Source organism: Lyngbya aestuarii BL J (genome assembly GCF_000478195.2).
In the GTDB taxonomy this organism is placed as follows: Bacteria; Cyanobacteriota; Cyanobacteriia; order Cyanobacteriales; family Microcoleaceae; genus Capilliphycus; species Capilliphycus aestuarii.
In genome coordinates this window covers 1-18,064 of sequence record NZ_AUZM01000005.1, presented here as the reverse complement: position 1 = coordinate 18,064, position 18,064 = coordinate 1, and the positions used below count along the sequence as shown (strand labels likewise).

The window sequence follows — 18,064 nt, the reverse complement described above, 5'->3', positions numbered from 1 at the left end:
TAAACATGAAGGGTACTGCAATTAATAGTTATGCTCCCGATTTTGAACTGCCCGGAGTAGATAGCGAGGTGCATCATTTAGCTCGATATTTGGAGAGGTCTAGGGCAGTTGCTGTGATTTTCATGTCCAACCAATGCTCCTTTGTACATCTGTATATTGACCGTCTCAAACAGCTTCAACAGGAGTATGCGGATGTCGGTGTCACCCTTGTTGGTATTAACGCCAATGATACGACCCAATCTCCAGAAGATAGTTTTGAGAAAATGAAGGAATTTGCACAAGGCAATAACCTTAACTTTCCCTATATTCGGGATGTCACTCAAGATGTCGCTAACTGCTTTGGGGCGCGTGTGATTCCAGAAGTCTTTTTACTGGATCAACAGGGCATAGTCCGTTATCGTGGCCAAATTGATGACAACCCAAACTCAGCTGAGTCAGTCAGTAAGCCTTATCTCAAACAGGCGATCGCCCAACTGCTTAAGGGAGAAGTCATCGAACCCACGACTACCGAAGCGATGGGTGACTCAATTCAGTGGCGATGAAGAATTGAAACTGGGTTAGCAAGTAGAGAGGGGAAGTTGAGCGATAATCAGGATGCTAGAAGTGACTGATCCGGCTCCCTAAAAAAAGCTGAAAGCAGATAGTCCGCTTTCTGGTATCTTATTGGGAAGGCAATGCTCGCCCAAATCATATCATCATCCTTTTTAGGGATGCTTTAACATTCAACAGCTTGTTACTATAGCTTACGATTACTTATGATCACCCCAATGTCTACACCAGTGCGATTCATCAGTCGGCACCAACCTGCTAGAGCTGTTATGGCGATCGCTGCCAATTTGAATCGATTTACCGGAAACTGTTGGGGGTTATAAATGGGAACAGCATATAAGCGGATCTTACTGAAACTAAGCGGCGAAGCATTGATGGGAAGCCTCGGCTATGGGATCGATCCGGCCGTCGTTCAAGGAATTGCTCAAGAAGTCGCAGAGGTCGTTGCCAAAGGAATTCAAGTGGCAATTGTTGTCGGTGGTGGTAATATCTTCCGAGGTGTAAAAGCGGCTTCGGCGGGAATGGATCGGGCAACTGCTGATTATGTCGGGATGATTGCTACGGTGATGAATGCCATTACCTTACAAGATGCCCTCGAACAAATCGGAGTCCCGACTCGTGTACAAACGGCGATCGCCATGCAGGAAGTCGCTGAACCTTATATCCGTCGGAAAGCGATTCGTCACCTGGAACTAAACCGTGTGGTGATTTTTGGGGCGGGTTCTGGGAATCCCTTCTTTACCACTGATACCACAGCGGCATTACGAGCGGCAGAAATAGATGCTGAGGGGATTTTCAAAGCAACAAAAGTCGATGGGATTTATGATTGCGATCCGCATCTCAACCCGGAGGCCCGCCGTTATAAAACCCTCACCTATGGCCATGTGCTGACCCAAGATCTGCGCGTGATGGATAGTACAGCGATCGCCTTGTGCAAAGAAAACAATATTCCCATTATTGTCTTCGATCTAACTGTACAGGGAAATATCGCTCGCGCTGTCAGTGGAGACCCTGTTGGAACATTTGTAGGAGGTTTGTGTGAAGTTAGCTGAAGTCGAAAGTTTAATGCAAAAAGCGGTTGAGTCTACTCAACGGTCATTTAATACCATCCGGACTGGACGCGCCAATACTTCTTTGTTGGATCGGGTGATGGTAGAGTATTACGGGACTCCCACTTCTCTGAAGTCTCTGGCGACTATCAATACCCCAGATTCATCGACGATCATGATTCAACCCTTTGATCGCAAGACGCTGGATATCATTGAAAAAGCGATTTCTTTGTCTGATGTGGGACTGACTCCTAATAACGATGGATCGATTATTCGGTTGAATATTCCTCCGTTGACCAGTGAACGTCGCCAGGAATTTGTGAAGTTAGCCTCTAAATATGCTGAAGAGGGTAAGGTTTCGGTGCGAAATGTGCGTCGGGATGCGGTTGATTCAGTTCGTAAGCAAGAAAAAAGTAAAGATCTCTCTGAAGATGAAGCCCGAGATTTACAAGATCAAATTCAAAAGCTGACGGATAAGTACACCGCCAAAATTGATGAAATGTTTGAGGCGAAGGACAAAGATATTACGACCCTTTAAATACTTTAAGACTTCGGGATGAGGTAGACGCTGAAAACATCGATCTTTGCCCAAAAAAACCTGAGTTTCATCCCGCCGTACTGATTCATCCGGAAAGCGGTAAGGTTTTGTGAATCAGATCATGTTCTGTTCTGTCTCATCCTTTTTTGAATAAAATTAGATTTGATAATTATTCAAGAAAACTTGATATAAATTTTAAATACAAATCAAAGATTACAGAGAATAGAAAAGTTGAAAAAGATCAAATCAATCAAAGATCAAGGCTCTATTGTTGATCTAATAAATTATGAAAATTGATAAAAATAGAAAAATTTAGACTTGGCAACCCCCTGATTAAGCGTGTTAGACTAGACACAAATAGAGCAGTTTAAGATTTACCTCCGGGTAAAAATTGCTCGAAATCAAGGCATTTGACCTGTTTTAAAGGGGTGCTGTTTTAATCCTTAAAAGGCAATAATTTGTAAATGCCGGGGTTGGAAATAAATTAGTTAGCGAATACGATTAAACAACAAGTAACAACTGATAATTAACCTATGACGACCATGTTTGACTGCATTATTGTTGGTGCGGGTCCGGCCGGAGGCGCAGCAGCTTATCACCTCGCGAAACGGGGGCATTCTGTTCTGGTGATCGAAAAAGACACCTGGCCTCGCCAAAAGCCCTGTGGTGGTGGAGTATCTCCGGCGATCGCTCAATGGTTTGACTTTGATTTTACACCCGCCATTTCCACTACCGTCAAGAAAATTCGCTACACCTGGAAATTGGGTGATCCCGTTGAAACAGAGATCGTTAAACCGATGTGGATGGTGCGTCGGGATGTCTTTGATCAATATTTGATGCAGCAAGCAGTAGACCAAGGGGCAACACTGCAAACTCAAACAGAAGTGACTGGGATTAAGTTTAAAAGCGATCGCTGGCAAGTCAATACAAACGCTGAACCCCTAGAAGCTAAATACCTGATTGCAGCCGATGGTACAAAAGGGCCAATGGCTCAATGGTTGGGGTTGAAACAGTCAAAACTCCGTCAGAGTATGATCGCTGAATTCCCTGTAAGTTCGGGTCAAATCCCCACCTTTGAATTTGGAATGGTCAAAAATGGCAGTATTTGGGGATTTCCCAAAGCCGATAGCTATTCGATCAGTATTGCCACCTTCCGGGGCGGTGAACCCAAAGATCTTAGCAAAGATTTAATGCAGTACGCCAATAAAATGGGGATGACGGCTAGTAATTCAATGGTTGATCATCCGATCTGTTTGTGGGATGGAGACAAAACACTACATACCCAAAACGCCCTGATTGCTGGAGATGCTGCCAGTTTAGCTGATCCTCTATCGGCTGAGGGTATTCGTCCCTCAATTTTGAGTGGAGTCAAAGCGGCTGAAGCCATTGATCAAGCCTTGGGCGGTGCGAGTAATGCTCTTGAAAAATACACTCAAGTCATGCAAAAAGAGTGGGGTGCCGATATGGTTTGGGCGGGAAATTTAGCAGGTTTATTCTACCGTTTCCCTGGCATCGGTTACAAAGTGGGTGTCAAAGTTCCCGTTGCGACTCAACTGATCAGTAAGATTCTCTGCGGTGAACTGCGTTATGCGGATGTGATCGACAAAGCCAAGAAAAGTTTGTCCCCTTTTTAATTCAGTTTAATTGATACTCTCAGAGTAGGTAGAGACCGCATTTTCAGTCGGAACCTCTACCTACCTTTTTTTTGGCGCTGATCGAACCTGAGCAAGAATCATCTAATCACGGTATCAAAACTAACTCTGATTTTCTCAAAAATCTATAAAATTACTTAATTATCTCAAAAACTCAGCAATATTCTCCGAAAAATTACTGAGTAACGCCTTACAATCAGAACTAAAACAATCCGATATTCCACCGAAGATTCAATACGAATATAAGGGAATACTCCATGAGAAGCTGCTTAAAATTGCATCCGGAAAATATTAAGTTTCTTTAAGATAAATATTAATTGCATTTTTAGTCCTGAGAATTTTTAAGAAATATATAATTATAATAAATAGAGTTAAATGGATATCAATCCACTGATTACAAGCTTATACAGGAGATTATACCCGATCTATGGAAAATATACACAATTCTCCAACAAAAATTGATGAACAACATCTACTGTATCGAATCACAAAGCGCATTAGTCAATCCCTAGAACTTGAAGAAATTTTAACAGCAACCGTTGCTGAAGTTCGAGCCTTTTTGGAAACGGATCGTGTAATGATTTATCAGTTTAGCGCTGATGCAAGCGGTCAAGTCATGGCTGAATCAATTTATGAGAATCACTTACCTTCCCTAAAAGGATTGCATTTTCCAGCAGATGACATTCCGACCGCCGCCCGAGAAATGTTTCGCACTCTAGGTCAACGCAGTATTGTTAACATTGCCACCGGACAAATTGGTTGGAGTCCGGTAAAAACTGACGAAACCGAAAACTTTTCTATCTCCGAAGAAATTAATTATCGTTCAGTTGATCCTTGCCATATTGCCTATCTCAAAGCAATGGGGGTTCAATCCTCATTAGTAATTCCAATTTTGCATCAAGAGAGTCTAGAATCAAATCGCCAACTCTGGGGACTTTTGGTGTCTCATCATGCCGAACCTTGGGAAATTTCTGAATCCCAATTGCAATTTGTTCAGCTCATTGTTGATCAGCTTTCTATTGCGATTAAACAATCTACATTACTCAGTTATACCCGCCAACAGGCAAGCCGAGAAGCCACCATTAACCAAATTGCCTCTCTATTACATCAACAACCCACGATTCAACTCCAAGATGCTTTGGAAGCCACCGTTCAAGCCTTAGAAGGTGTTGGGGGTAGACTCTATATTTGTGCGAGTGAAGCGCAAACTTCAGAGGTCTGGACTTGTGGAGAACAACCTACGATGCCGGAGTGGGAATCAAGTCCGATTTTAGAAGAACATCCCCTTTGGCAACAATGGATTAGAATGGGATTTAATCGCTCCAAAGTGTCAAGTCATAACTCCCTTTCAGAGTCAGAAAGTTGGGCAATTCCCGATTTGTATAAAGAACCGCTATTTCGGGTGTTATCCCCGGCTTTTCAGGCTACAAAAATTCGAGGTTTACTGATTTTAACGATTCGATATTGCCAGAAATTTTTGGCAGTTTTAAGTATTTTTAGAAATGAAATTGATACAGAAATTTTGTGGGCAGGACGTTTTGAATCGGATATGAAACAAATTTTGCCTCGGCAATCTTTTGAAATTTGGCGAGAATTAAAAAAAGGTCAAGCCCAGGCTTGGACAGAAGCAGAAAGGGCTTTAGCAGAAGGCTTAAAAGCACAATTTGCAATGGCAATTCAACAATATTTACTTTATAAAGAAGTTCAAGATCTTAATATTAACCTAGAAAAACAAGTTCAAGAACGCACCAGTCAATTGCAACGAACTCTCGACTTTTCTAAAGCTTTAGAACGAGTAACTGATCAAATTCGTAGTACCTTGGATTTAAGAATCACAATGTTTACGATTGTTCGGGAAGTGCGAGCATTAATAAAAACGGATCGTGTTGTGATTTATAAGTTAATTAATGAGCAAGAAGGAGAAGTGATTGTAGAAGCAGTGGGTCAAGATATTTCTTCTGTTCTGGGGATTAAAACACCAAGTGGATGTTTCCCCAATGACTGTGCAAATCAATATCGAGAAGGTAGATTTGGAGTAATTGGTGATATTTATCAAGCCAACTTACCTGCTTGTTATCAAGAGTTTTTAGAAAGTGTTCAGGTGCGAGCAAATTTAATTGTTCCCATTGGAGACAATCATCAACTTTGGGGATTATTGATTGCTCACGAATGTAATAAACCTCGAAGTTGGCAACCGGAAGAAATAGATTTAATTAGTCAGCTTGCTGATCAAGTTGGGATGGCGATTACTCAAGCAGAACTCTATGAAAAAACTTGTGTGGCGGCTGAAAATGAAAAAGCAAAAGCTCAACAACTCTCTCAAACTTTAGAGGAATTACGTCAGACTCAAACTAAACTGATTCAAACCGAGAAAATGTCAGGATTAGGACGATTAGTTGCTGGAATTGCTCATGAAATTAATAATCCTGTCAGTTTTATCTATGGGAATTTAGCTTATACCCGTGAATACAGTGAAAACTTACTCAATTTACTCGATCTTTATCAGACCCATTATCCTCAGCCTCCTGCTGAAATTCAAGAGTACGCTGAATCTATTGAGTTAGATTTTATGGTTTCTGATTTACCTAAAATTGTTTCTTCAATGCAAATAGGAGCAGATCGAATTCGTCAATTAGTTTTATCTTTACGCAACTTTTCTCGATTAGATGAAGCTCAAATTAAAGCAGTCGATCTCCATGAAGGAATTGACAACACATTAATGATTTTACAACACCGCTTTCGAGAGAGTTCAAATTTTCCCGAAATTAAAGTCGTTAAAAATTATGGAGATTTACCCAAAGTTGAATGTTATGCAAGCTTACTCAATCAAGTTTTTATGAATATCATTAGTAATGCTCTTGATTCTCTAGAAGACCATTATAATAAATTAAAAAATAGAAACTTACCGACTTCAAGTTATTCACCTAAAGTGTGGATAGAAACTTCTATTATTAAAGAACAGTCTCCCCTAAAAGATTGGGTTAAAATTTCTATTCTTGATAACGGACTAGGAATTGCACCCGAACATCTTCCTCATATTTTTGATCCCTTTTTCACCACTAAACCGATTGGCCAAGGAACGGGTTTAGGGCTTTCGATTAGCTATCAAATTATTGTAGATAAGCATCAGGGTAGTCTTCAGTGTATTTCCCAAACTGAAAATAGAACAGAGTTTATAATCTCTATTCCTATTTACCAATCTTAAATTCTTCTTGGAAATCCGATCTTCGATCTCAGGTTAATTTTAGACTATACTTAATATAGAGGAAATTAATTGATCTTGTGTTGCTTCCTCATCATTCTTCAGCCTTCCACGCCGACTAGAGTGTATCGTCCTTGATCAAACTCAAAACTTATGATGCTCAACACTCATCAATGGAAACAAATACGAGATTGCTGTAAAAATCAAGCGGCTTTTGAACGACTACAACAAATTTTGAGTGAGCAACCTGTACCTCCTTTTTCAAACAATGGTCAGTCGTCTTATTCTGCTCACTTAGAATTCGAGATCAATCCGATAGAACGTTATAAAGCACTGTTTCGGGTGATTAGTCGCATTCGAGAATCCCTTGAGCTTAACACAATTTTTACAGCAACAGCAATAGAAGTCAGACAATTATTAAATGCTGATCGAGTTGCTGTGTTTCGTTTTGATCCCGATTCGGGTTATGATGATGGTGAATTTATCTCCGAAGATGTTAATCCTGAATTTGAATCAGTTTTAGCGGCTCGTATTCATGATCATTGCTTTGGTGAACAGTTTGCACCCCAATATAAACAGGGTAGAATTAATGCAATTTCTGATATTTATGCCGCAGGTTTAAGTGATTGTCATATTGATATTTTGAGTCAATTTCAAGTGCGGGCTAATCTTTTTATTCCCCTGCTAAAAGATGATCAATTATGGGGAGGCTTATGTATTCACCAATGTAGTTCTCCACGTCATTGGTCTGAGGATGAAATTGAATTTGTCACTCAAATTGCTCATCATTTAGATGTTGCTTTACAACAAGTTGAATATATAAATCAAGTTCAGGAAAAAGCTAAAAATCTGACTTTATTAGATGAACGCCAAAAGGAAGAACAACGCCAAAAAATATTATTTGAAATTGTTAATCGTATTCGTCAATCACTCGATCTACAAACGATTTTTGATACAACAACTCAAGAAGTTAGACGGTTTATAAAAAGTGATCGCGTCGTAGTTTATCGCTTTAATTCTGATTGGTCAGGTTATTTTGTCGCTGAGTCATTTTCCTCTGAGTGGAAACCTTTAATTGATCTAATTCCTAATATTGCAGATACTTGTTTGCAAGAAACAGAAGGTGGACGCTTTCGACGAGGAGAAATTTTAGCGATAGAAGATATTTATGATGCCGGATATTCAGACTGTCAAATTAAACTATTAGAGCAATTTTCTGCGAGGGCTTATATTGTCGTTCCCATCCTTCAAGGTGAAAACTTATGGGGATTACTCGCCGCGTATCAAAATACAGCAACTCGTCGCTGGACAGATGAAGAATTACAATTATTATCCCAGATCTCTATTCAACTGGGTGTCGCCTTACAACAAGCTGAACTTTTAGCCGAAACTCAAGCCTTAGCTAACCATTTAAAACAAGCTCAAATTCAATTAGTTCAAACCGAAAAAATGTCGAGTTTGGGTCATTTAGTCGCTGGAATTGCTCACGAAATTAATAATCCTGTAAACTTTATTTATGGAAATCTCGATCCGGCAACTGAATTTACTCAAGATTTACTTGATTTAGTTGAGTTGTATCAACAAGAATATCCTCAACCGACTCCTCAAATTGTTGAAAAAATTGCCGAAATTGACTTAGATTATCTCATTGAAGATTTACCAAAAATTTTGTCTTCGATGCGTTTAGGTGCTGAACGAATTCGTCAGCTTGTCTTATCATTACGAAATTTCTCCCGTTTAGATGAAGCCGAAGTCAAACCTGTCGATCTTCATGAAGGAATTGAAAGTACCTTATTAATCTTACACCATCGCTTAAAATCAAAGCCTGAACGAAGCGCAATTGAAATCATTAAAAATTATGGTAAAATTCCTCAAGTCGAATGTTATGCGGCTCAACTTAATCAGGTTTTTATGAATATATTGAGTAATGCGCTTGATGCTTTAGAATCAGTTCAAAATAAATTAGGGGTTTCATTTTTACCAACCATTACGATTAAAACTGCATTAATTAAAAAAACCGAAAAACAGCCTAATAATTGGGTGATTATTTCAATTCAAGATAATGCCGGAGGAATGCCCCCAGAAGTACAAAGCCAGATTTTTGATCCGTTTTTTACAACTAAACCTGTTGGTAAAGGGACAGGCTTAGGACTCTCTATTAGTTATCAAATTGTGGTTGACAAGCATGATGGAATGCTGGAATGTAACTCTCAACCCGGAGAAGGAACAGAGTTTAGAATTGTCATTCCGGTAAAACACAGCTAAATTAGTGATTGACTAGACTAAAAAACATCGCACTCTTATCTGATTCTAACAATTTCTGTTAAATTAATTTACCAAATTTCTTGAAGATTGAGAATAAAACCCGGTAAAACATCTTCTCCCGATAACGTTGGTGGAGACTCTAATACCTGAACCTCTTGATTTTGACGATAAATTTCAACACTTTTATCAATAAAATTAATTAACCATCCAAGGCGAAGACCATTCTCAATATATTCTTGCATTTTATCTTGAAGCGTTTTTAAGCGATCACTGGCTGAACGCAATTCAATCACAAAATCAGGACATAAAGGAATAAATTTTTTTCGCTGTTCGGAGGTTAAACTTTCCCAACGTTCTAAGGTTATCCAAGCTGCATCAGGAGAACGATCCGCACCATTGGGGAGTTTAAAACCACCCGATGAGTCAAATACTTTCCCTAGTTTAGTTTGAGCGTTCCAGTTCCAAAGTTGAGCCGTTAACCCAGCATTAATATTGCTAGTTTCTCCTCCCGTCGGTGACATAATGACTAAATCTCCATTAGAATTTCGTTCAAATTTCAGATCCCGGTTATTCTGACAAAGCTGAAAAAATTGCTCATCTGTCAGTTCAATTGATTCTAGGTTCAGAGTGAAGTTTGTCATGGGGATGAATCAACTCAACGCTATTTATTAGTATAAATTATAATAAGTAGGATGGGTGAGATTAACAAGTTAATGTTTGAGTAATTAAATTCTCGTTTCTCACCCACCCTACAATTAAGTAGAGATCAAACGTTTTTTCGGTTCGGGAATTGTTCGCCCTAATTCTTGAGCGGTTTCTATCCACTCTTGCATGATCACTTCTACATTTTGCAACGCTTCCTGATAGGTTGAACCATCAGCTATACATCCGGGGAGTTCGGGAACTTCTGCAATAAACGCTTCATCTTCTGAACTCCAGAAAAGAATTATTTCATAATGTAGTTTCATCTTGACCTCCCAACTGATACTTAATAATGATTGTGCGAACTTGCTTTACTTGATAGGGTTTGGCTTTTGAACCTTTAGGCTGAATATTCATAATTTCTTCGATACCCTCTTTAGAAAAAATATGATGCGACCCACGAACTCGTTCTTCAAAGCCAAGCCTTCGTAGTAGCTGACACAACTCTGAAAATGGAATATTTGCATCAGATGTGCCTGAGAGAATCTTGATTAGTAGTTTGTCTAGTTGAGTCACATTTCACCCAATTAAATCTCAATATTACTCAAATATTTTATCCCTTCCTATGCCCAATTGATTCATGTAAGTGTTTAACTTGTTTAAAACGTATTTTGCAAGAATGTTAGGTGCAGGTTTAGTCGTATAGTACATTTCTATACATATATACTTACTCTCTTTAACTTGAACCTTACTCTCTTTAACTTCTACTAATATATCTGGCCGTATCGTTTGTATTATAGGATGATTTTTTTCACAAGCAAAAGATAAATCTTTCAGATCATCACAAGCATCAATTAGGGCTACACATAAAGCATTATTAAAAGGTTTATCGCTCTCATCTACGATGGTTCTGTTTATTTTTTCAAAAGGTTCTTTAGCTCTCTCTAAAGATTTTTCTACAGTACCACTTCTACGCTTGCCTGTTTTAGAAGCCTTTCCAGATAATTGTAAATAAAGAGGAGAACGTTTCAGTGTATCTAAAGCAGATGATTTTTTAAACCAACTATTCGGAATTCCTGTTTCTTGAAAACTTTGTTCTGTAATAGGAACCCCTGCGTCTTTAGCATAAGAAACAATACAGCTTACCAAAGTATTTGTTGGTAAATACATAATTTTGGTCGTTAGTACTCCACTAATTGCTAAAGCAAGACGCTCAGAACCCCAATTAGCTCCCATCTGATTGTCTCTGGTATAAGCCATGAGTCTTTGATGATCAGCATTCCACATTTCAGTAACGATATCTGATGATTGTTTGGCAAACTGAGCAACAACATTTTCTGCTTCTGGATAGCAAACTATAAACCAAACTTCTGTAGGTTTTGGCATATTTTCCATCATTTTCTCTATACGTTTTGTTCGCTGCTCCCAAATACCTATAACTTCCTTTAAATACTCTCTAATAATTTGTTGCTCTGGATTTTTGGCTTTATAATTTTTTCTTAATTTGTTAAAATCTGGATTGTGTAATTGAAAATCAGAAGGGTTTTTCCCTTTGTTAAAAAACATAATAGTTTTCTTAGCTATTTCTGGATAAACCTCGATAGGTGGGCCGCTAAATTCTAAAGTTGGTAGTCTCCGATGAAACATTGTACTAGAAAAAGTTTTTGCAAGATTATTCATATTTTCTAGGTCATCCCTATCTGTTACTGGCCAAACAATGAGAATTGGATATTGACGTAATAGTCCGTTTAGATCTCGAAAAAAACCTTTTACTTGCTTTTCATCTTCATCTTCTAAATTTTCTAGATAGTCAATAATGATACATAACTTATCATCTTGTTTACTGCTTTTTTCAAAAAATAATCTAGCAGATTCAGTTATACATTGTAATAATTTTTTCAGTTTTGTGTTAGATTTATCAGAGCCAAGCTTTCCAGCATTAATAGATTTAATTTGCTTAATTGGAATATGTTTTCTCCATTCTAGTGAACTTATAAAAGTTGATTTACCGATACCAGAAACACCATATAAAAATAAAATATATCCTGAATATTGAATATCGTTAACCACTTGAATAATTTGTTTTTCAAAGTCTGTTACAGGAACAATAAAATCTGACATTTTAGCAATATCGTTTCCAACTTCTTGAACAGCTTCTTCATAAGTCAGTGGAATGAAAAGTTGATTACTATGAGATTGATGCTTATCATCAAGGTTTTCTTTTTTATTAACTTTTATTTTTTCTTTTTTCGTTTCTTGAAAATAGTTTTCTTCTTGATTTTCATAAAATTTAGCATCAACATTTTCTATATTGTTTTCTGGAATTACAATTTTTTCTTTCAATTTTTGCTCAGATAGGTATTTGAATAAGGGTAAATCTTCTAGTATATCTTCTATAGGATCTGATTTTTTTTGTGATTTATTTTTTATTTTTTTATCCATTTCGATTATTTCTTATAAATAAAAAGCAGGCAAAATGCCTGCCTATATTATAGCGTTAATTTTCAGATAGGTGACTTTCTCTCTTTTTAAGAGAGATAGAAATCATTGATTCCTACAGCTAAAGTTGCAAGTGGATTACTCAATCCCTTCGATGCGGTCTTCAATCTCTTGATACAACTCACGCAACTTGTCTAAATTGCTGTCGTCTGTCTCCCAATAACCGCGTCCGTTGGCTTCTAATAACGTTGTTACCATGCGGCGGAAGGAATGAGGATTGAGGTTCATTAACCGCTTTTGCATCTCCTCATCTTTGATGAAGGTTTCATTGGTTTCTTCATACACCCAATTATCTACCGCACCCGCAGTAGCGCTCCAACCCACCGTATTAACGAGGCGTTTTGATAACTCACGAACACCCTCATAACCGTGAGACAACATCCCTTCATACCACTTGGGATTTAACATTTTTGTACGCGCATCTAACCGCACGGTTTCTGATAGCGTGCGAACCTGTGCATTGGCGGTTGTAGTATCGGCAATATACGCGGCTGGTTTCTTCCCATCCTTGCGTAAACTGCTGATCACTTTTGTCGGATCAGAGTCAAAATAATGGGAAACATCCGTTAAACTAATCTCGGAAGAATCCAAGTTTTGGAATGTCACTTCTGCGGTTTTTAATGCCGACTCAAACACTTGACGGTTATCATCCATCATCCCCGGATTATCCGAATTAAACGCAAAAGATTTGCGCTTTAGATACATTTCCTGCAACTCATCTTCAGATTCCCAAGTGCTATTTTCAACCGCCAAATTGATGTTAGAAGAATAAGAACCAGACGCATTAGAAAACACCCGTGTTGCGGCTTGTCGTAAATTCACGCCCAATTCTTCGGCTTGTACTAAAGCGTGTTTACGAACAAAATTCATCTCTAACGGTTCATCCGCTTCTGCCGCCATTTTCACCGCTTTATCTAACAAATTCATCTGATTGATAAATAAGTCGCGGAACACCCCAGAACAGTTAATCACCACGTCAATACGCGGACGCCCCAATTCTTCTAAGGGAATTAACTCTAATTTATTCACCCGTCCTAACGCATCGGGAACCGGTTTAACCCCGACCATCCACATCACTTGGGCGAGGGATTCTCCGTAGGTTTTAATATTATCAGTTCCCCACAAGACCACTGCAATTGTTTCGGGATAATTACCGCCATTTTCTATTTTTTGACGGGCAATTAATCGTTCAACCACAATCGCCGCAGACTTCACCGCCGCCGCCGTTGGAATGGACTGAGGATCGAGGGCGTGCATATTTTTACCTGTCGGTAAAACACCCGGATTCCGAATCGGATCGCCTCCTGGCCCGGGCAGAATATATTCTCCTTCTAACGCCCGTAATAATGCCCCTAATTCGTTATCTGCACAAACTTGTTGTAAGCAGAATTCCAAATATTCAAACAGCGGTTTGATAACTTCGGTGTCTACTTTTGTATAGCCGAATTCATACAACGATTCGATCCAGGGTTCCTTTTTACCCATGTTGAAGAAATTGAGTTTAGAAACCTTAGAAACTCGTCCTTCTGCATCGGTTTTTTCTTGAACTAACGCCGCAATTGCTGACCTGGAAGCTTCAGTCATATGCTGCAATAATTCCACATCAGCTAAAATACCTTTGTCATTATTGCGGTAAATTTCTTCGAGATTGCGGTTAATACTATCAGCGATAATATGAGGCAAACTCAGCAAACCATCTTCTTCGCGATCTAAACTAGCAATATTAACTAAAGTTGCGATCGCTTCTTCTGCGGTTGGCGGTTTTCCAATCACGTGTAAACCACAGGGCAATAAACGCGACTCAATTTCCATCAAGCGGCGATAGACTTGCCCAACTACATTATCACGTTCTTCAGCCGAAAGTTCACCCGCATCACAATCGGGCAAACTCACATCTTGATCGAGGTTTACCGTCCGAGATTTTTCGATAATGGTGTTAACAATCTGCACACCGCGACCCCCATCTTTAAGGCTTTGATAGGAACCAATTAACTCATTTAATTCCTGCAAACCTTTGTATAACCCGGCATTTTCCGCAGCAGGCGTTAAATAAGAAATCGTAGCGGCATAACTGCGGCGTTTGGCAATGGTTGCTTCACTGGGATTATTGGCAGCATAATAATAGATATTCGGAGTCGTGCCAATTAAATTATCCGGGTAACAATCCCCCGACATTCCCATTTGTTTTCCGGGCATAAATTCTAACGATCCATGCGTCCCAAAATGCAATACTGCATCGGCTTGCCAAACCTGTTCTAAATAGGTGTAATAAGCGGCAAAACCATGATGGGGACTCGCAGATCGAGAGAACAACAACCGCATCGGATCGCCTTCATAACCAAAGGTTGGTTGTACCCCAATAAACAGATTACCAAACTGTTTTCCGTAGATTAATAAATTCTCGCCGTCGGTGTTTAAATGCCCCGGAGGTGGCCCCCAATTTTCATGCAAACGTTCGGAATAAGGGGTCAAACGTTCGTATTGTTCCACCGACATTCGATAGGCAACATTAAGTTCTGGACTTTGATATTGGGCGGTGGCGTCGTGGATGACTTCCTGCATTAATTGTTCGGCTGACTCCGGTAATTCGGGGAGATCATAACCGTTATTTTTCAACCCTTGCATCACCTCATAAATAGAACCGAATACATCTAAATATGCTGCGGTTCCAACGTTGCCTTTATCGGGCGGGAAGCTGAAAATAGTGATGGCAATTTTCTTGTCAAGTTTGGGTTTTTTCCGCAAGTTTGCCCATTTCATCGCCCGTTGGGCAATTGCTTCCACCCGATCTTGCAGGGCGATCGCTTTTCCTGTCGCCCCATCTCGGCCTGAGACGATAATGGGTTCAATGGCGCCGTCGAGTTCAGGAATGGCGATTTGTAACGCCACCTGGATCGGGTGCAGGCCCAAGTCGCTGCCTTCCCATTCTTCGGTGGTTTGGAACACCAGAGGCAACGCCACCATGTAGGGACGGTTGAGGCGTTTTAATGAATCGATCGCTTTCGGGTGATCTTGACGGGCTGGGCCACCGACCAGGGCAAACCCGGTTAAAGAGACGACGGTATCCACTAACGCCTGGGGTTGAATGCCTTTTGGGGGGGTGTCCCAGAAATATTCTTCAACGGGTTTGGAAAAGTCTAAACCCCCTGCAAAAACAGGAATAACGCGGCCACCCATGGCTTCAATTTCCTGGATCATTGCCACATAATGGGCATCATCACCTGTTACCAAGTGAGTGCGTTGTAAGACGATGCCGACGCAAGGGGCGAGAGGATCTTTTTGATCTTCGCTAATATCATCCCGGTCGTTATACCATTTCAAATATTCGGTAACATCTTCAAACATTTTGGGGGCTAAAGGATGCCAGATTCCCATGTCGGGATAAACCACGGGATCGGCATATTTAAACTCACTATCTTTGAGGACGTATTTATCCGCCAACATTAATAAGAAGTTCTCCAAGTTTTCAGAAGAACCGCCTAACCAATATTGGAAAGACATCATAAAGTTGCGGGCATCTTGGGCCTTTTCAATGGGCATATATTTGAGAACTTTCGGCAAAGTTCGCAACAGTTTCAGCATCCCATCTTGGAAGGAAGAACCGGATTTTTCCTTCCGTTTTTTCATAAATTGGGCGATCGCACTTTTGCTTTGTCCCAATTGTGCCATTGAAAAACTGCCCATTTTATTGAGGCGCATCACTTGAGGCATCGACGGAAAAACAACCGCGACATCAAGGTTATCCCGATAGGGTGTAACGGCTTCTACAACTTTTTCGGCTAAATCTTCGATAAAAATTAGAGAAGCAATAAAGATATTAGCTTCGGCGATATCTCTTTTAAGATCGTCATAGTTTTTAGGATTTCTCAACTCCTCAATTAGATAACCACTGATTTCAATGGCTAAATAGGGGTTGTTTTTATTGATCGAACGAACCGCAGTAGATAATGCACTTTGATATTGTGCTTCTAACACCACGTAGACGACTTTGAGGAGCGCTCGTCCGTTCAGATTATCGGGTTTGATGTGTCTAACAGTGGGATTAACGTATGTAAACATATAAACCTTTCAGTCCCTTTTAATCGGCTTTCTTTAAGTTGAAAATATCAGGCTAGGCTGAATATTGAAACAGATTTATCAGCAGATGATAAGCATAAATTGAGATGACGAGTCAACCCTTTTGCTTACCGTTTTAATTGCTGGTTTCTGTTTCTTGGATTTGAGTGCTTGCGGTTAGAAACTTAAAGTGTTGGATTTCTCCTCAACTTTTGAGGTTTCTTAATGGCCATTTCTGTAAAATTGAATTCAGCGTTAGGTCACTTGCAAAGGGCAATATTTCCTATTGTTATTCAATTCCACGAAAAAGCACTATGAGTATTGTTAGCAGAAAACGTTAACTCAAAACCTTTTTTTGCCTGAACTGACATAATTCGATAAGAAAATCTAAAGTTTTCTTAACAAAACTTGACATTTTGTGAGTGATTACTCTAAAAAATATCTAACAAAAATTAACTTGACAAAAAAAACAAAATGTGGTATAAGAAATGTTTTAAAAGATTAATTCTTAAACACTGAGGTTGAAGTTGGATAAAAAATTATCTTTTCTAGAAAAAACTTGATATAATAGGTTTAGATTTATCAATATTATGATTCAATCTAATATAAAAAACTCAACAGCAATCTCACTTGCTGATAGTCTGGAAAAAACTTTCATTATTGCCTACAAAGAAAACACAGATACCTTAGAATCAGCCTTAAAAAAAAGTGGCTTTGATTGTGAAGTTTTGCGACAAAAACACCAACCCGAGTATAAAGATTACTCTCCGAGCTATCTCTGTCTACTTAACCATCGACAAGCCTGGGAAATTGCTATAAATCAGAGTAAACCCACGTTGATTGTTGAGGCTGATTTTGTCCCGGTTGTTGAAATGGGAAAATTGCCATTGCCCTTTAATCCAATCCAAGAAAATGTAGGAATTTCTTGGTTATATACCTGTGCGCCTCAAATTTATAGTGTTTCACCGGAAGGCTATGCAGAAGGATTTTCAACTGCAATGGTCGCTTATATCGTGCTCTTCCGATCTCTAAATGTTTGCTTGAATTAGAAGCAGAAATCCGAGAAAATCCAGGCCCAAAAGCCTATTCCAGTTGGGACTCAACGATTGATAAATTCTGGCGACAGAGGAAACTTGAAAACTATGTTCCTTTCCGAAATTATGGTGAACATGGAGGTAAACCTAATTTAGAGCATTATAAAAATGGTTTATCTAAAACTCATAGAGCAGATGTTCTTTATGGAAAATTAGCATTTATGCCTCTATATATTGACGCAGAAAAAAATTATCAGTTACAGTTTCTCTTGGTAAGGCTTAAAGCCCGATTGAAAGGAATTGCCCGGTTAGCAGTTGGGAAATATTTACGAAAGCCGATTTTACAAAACTCTAGTTCTCCTCAAAGATTACTGCGCTTCGCAATTTCCAGACAATTCACGTTCACACCCTAATCGCTGTCTTGCTGATAAAAATTAATCTATATTTTTAACTCAATTAATTAACAGTATTTAAACTGGCTTCCATTAAGCCTTTTGTTTGACCGGAAATACTATAAACTAACGCTTCTCGATAAACTCGTTGGGCGTGGTGTTGGCTTAAATTCGCCGCCCCACTCG

13 protein-coding genes are annotated in these 18,064 nt (G+C 39.3%); 8 read left to right on the top strand and 5 right to left on the bottom strand.

What is annotated here, in order from left to right; genetic code table 11:
- Positions 1 to 5 precede the first annotated feature (5 nt).
- The 6 genes from M595_RS03465 to M595_RS03440 all read left to right on the top strand — a co-directional run bounded on the left by M595_RS03465 (position 6) and on the right by M595_RS03440 (position 9,255).
- Entirely contained in the window at positions 6 to 542 is a 537-nt protein-coding gene (locus M595_RS03465) for a thioredoxin family protein (RefSeq protein ID WP_023064760.1), read from the top strand.
- Between the two features lie 330 nt (positions 543 to 872).
- The gene (gene pyrH / locus M595_RS03460) at positions 873 to 1,601 is read left to right on the top strand and encodes a UMP kinase (RefSeq protein ID WP_040483521.1); all 729 of its coding nucleotides are present in this window, start codon (positions 873 to 875) and stop codon (positions 1,599 to 1,601) included.
- The gene (gene frr / locus M595_RS03455; RefSeq protein WP_009784367.1) at positions 1,588 to 2,136 is read left to right on the top strand and encodes a ribosome recycling factor; all 549 of its coding nucleotides are present in this window, start codon (positions 1,588 to 1,590) and stop codon (positions 2,134 to 2,136) included. The genes pyrH and frr overlap by 14 nt, the downstream gene beginning before the upstream one ends.
- 542 nt (positions 2,137 to 2,678) lie before the next feature.
- Entirely contained in the window at positions 2,679 to 3,770 is a 1,092-nt protein-coding gene (locus M595_RS03450; protein ID WP_023064690.1) for a geranylgeranyl reductase family protein, read from the top strand.
- Positions 3,771 to 4,215: 445 nt separating this feature from the next.
- Positions 4,216 to 6,993, top strand: a complete 2,778-nt coding sequence (locus M595_RS03445; protein ID WP_023064756.1) for a GAF domain-containing protein — start codon at positions 4,216 to 4,218, stop codon at positions 6,991 to 6,993.
- A 150-nt stretch (positions 6,994 to 7,143) separates the two neighbouring features.
- Positions 7,144 to 9,255 (top strand): GAF domain-containing sensor histidine kinase, encoded by a 2,112-nt coding sequence (locus tag M595_RS03440; protein ID WP_040483520.1) that lies wholly within the window; start codon positions 7,144 to 7,146, stop codon positions 9,253 to 9,255.
- Positions 9,256 to 9,323: 68 nt separating this feature from the next.
- Here M595_RS03440 and M595_RS03435 read toward each other — a convergent pair whose 3' ends face one another.
- The 5 genes from M595_RS03435 to M595_RS03415 all read right to left on the bottom strand — a co-directional run bounded on the left by M595_RS03435 (position 9,324) and on the right by M595_RS03415 (position 16,455).
- A complete protein-coding gene (locus tag M595_RS03435; RefSeq protein WP_023064682.1) occupies positions 9,324 to 9,896 on the bottom strand; it encodes a Uma2 family endonuclease in 573 nt (190 codons plus the stop codon).
- 114 nt (positions 9,897 to 10,010) lie between these two features.
- On the bottom strand, positions 10,011 to 10,223 hold the full coding sequence (locus tag M595_RS03430) for a type II toxin-antitoxin system HicB family antitoxin (protein ID WP_023064721.1): 213 nt from the start codon (positions 10,221 to 10,223) through the stop codon (positions 10,011 to 10,013).
- The gene (locus M595_RS03425; protein ID WP_040483519.1) at positions 10,207 to 10,473 is read right to left on the bottom strand and encodes a type II toxin-antitoxin system HicA family toxin; all 267 of its coding nucleotides are present in this window, start codon (positions 10,471 to 10,473) and stop codon (positions 10,207 to 10,209) included. Before M595_RS03425 ends, M595_RS03430 begins: the two co-directional genes overlap by 17 nt.
- A gap of 24 nt (positions 10,474 to 10,497) precedes the next feature.
- Entirely contained in the window at positions 10,498 to 12,339 is a 1,842-nt protein-coding gene (locus M595_RS03420; protein ID WP_023064700.1) for an ATP-binding protein, read from the bottom strand.
- Positions 12,340 to 12,474: 135 nt separating this feature from the next.
- Positions 12,475 to 16,455, bottom strand: a complete 3,981-nt coding sequence (locus M595_RS03415; protein ID WP_023064754.1) for a magnesium chelatase subunit H — start codon at positions 16,453 to 16,455, stop codon at positions 12,475 to 12,477.
- A 587-nt stretch (positions 16,456 to 17,042) separates the two neighbouring features.
- Between M595_RS03415 and M595_RS32090 the strand changes: the two genes are divergently transcribed.
- Together M595_RS32090 and M595_RS32085 are read left to right on the top strand one after the other, a co-directional pair.
- On the top strand, positions 17,043 to 17,501 hold the full coding sequence (locus M595_RS32090; protein WP_023064735.1) for a hypothetical protein: 459 nt from the start codon (positions 17,043 to 17,045) through the stop codon (positions 17,499 to 17,501).
- Positions 17,489 to 17,899, top strand: coding sequence for a hypothetical protein (locus M595_RS32085; RefSeq protein WP_023064736.1), 411 nt, complete (start codon positions 17,489 to 17,491; stop codon positions 17,897 to 17,899). The genes M595_RS32090 and M595_RS32085 overlap by 13 nt, the downstream gene beginning before the upstream one ends.
- Positions 17,900 to 18,064: the final 165 nt, after the last annotated feature.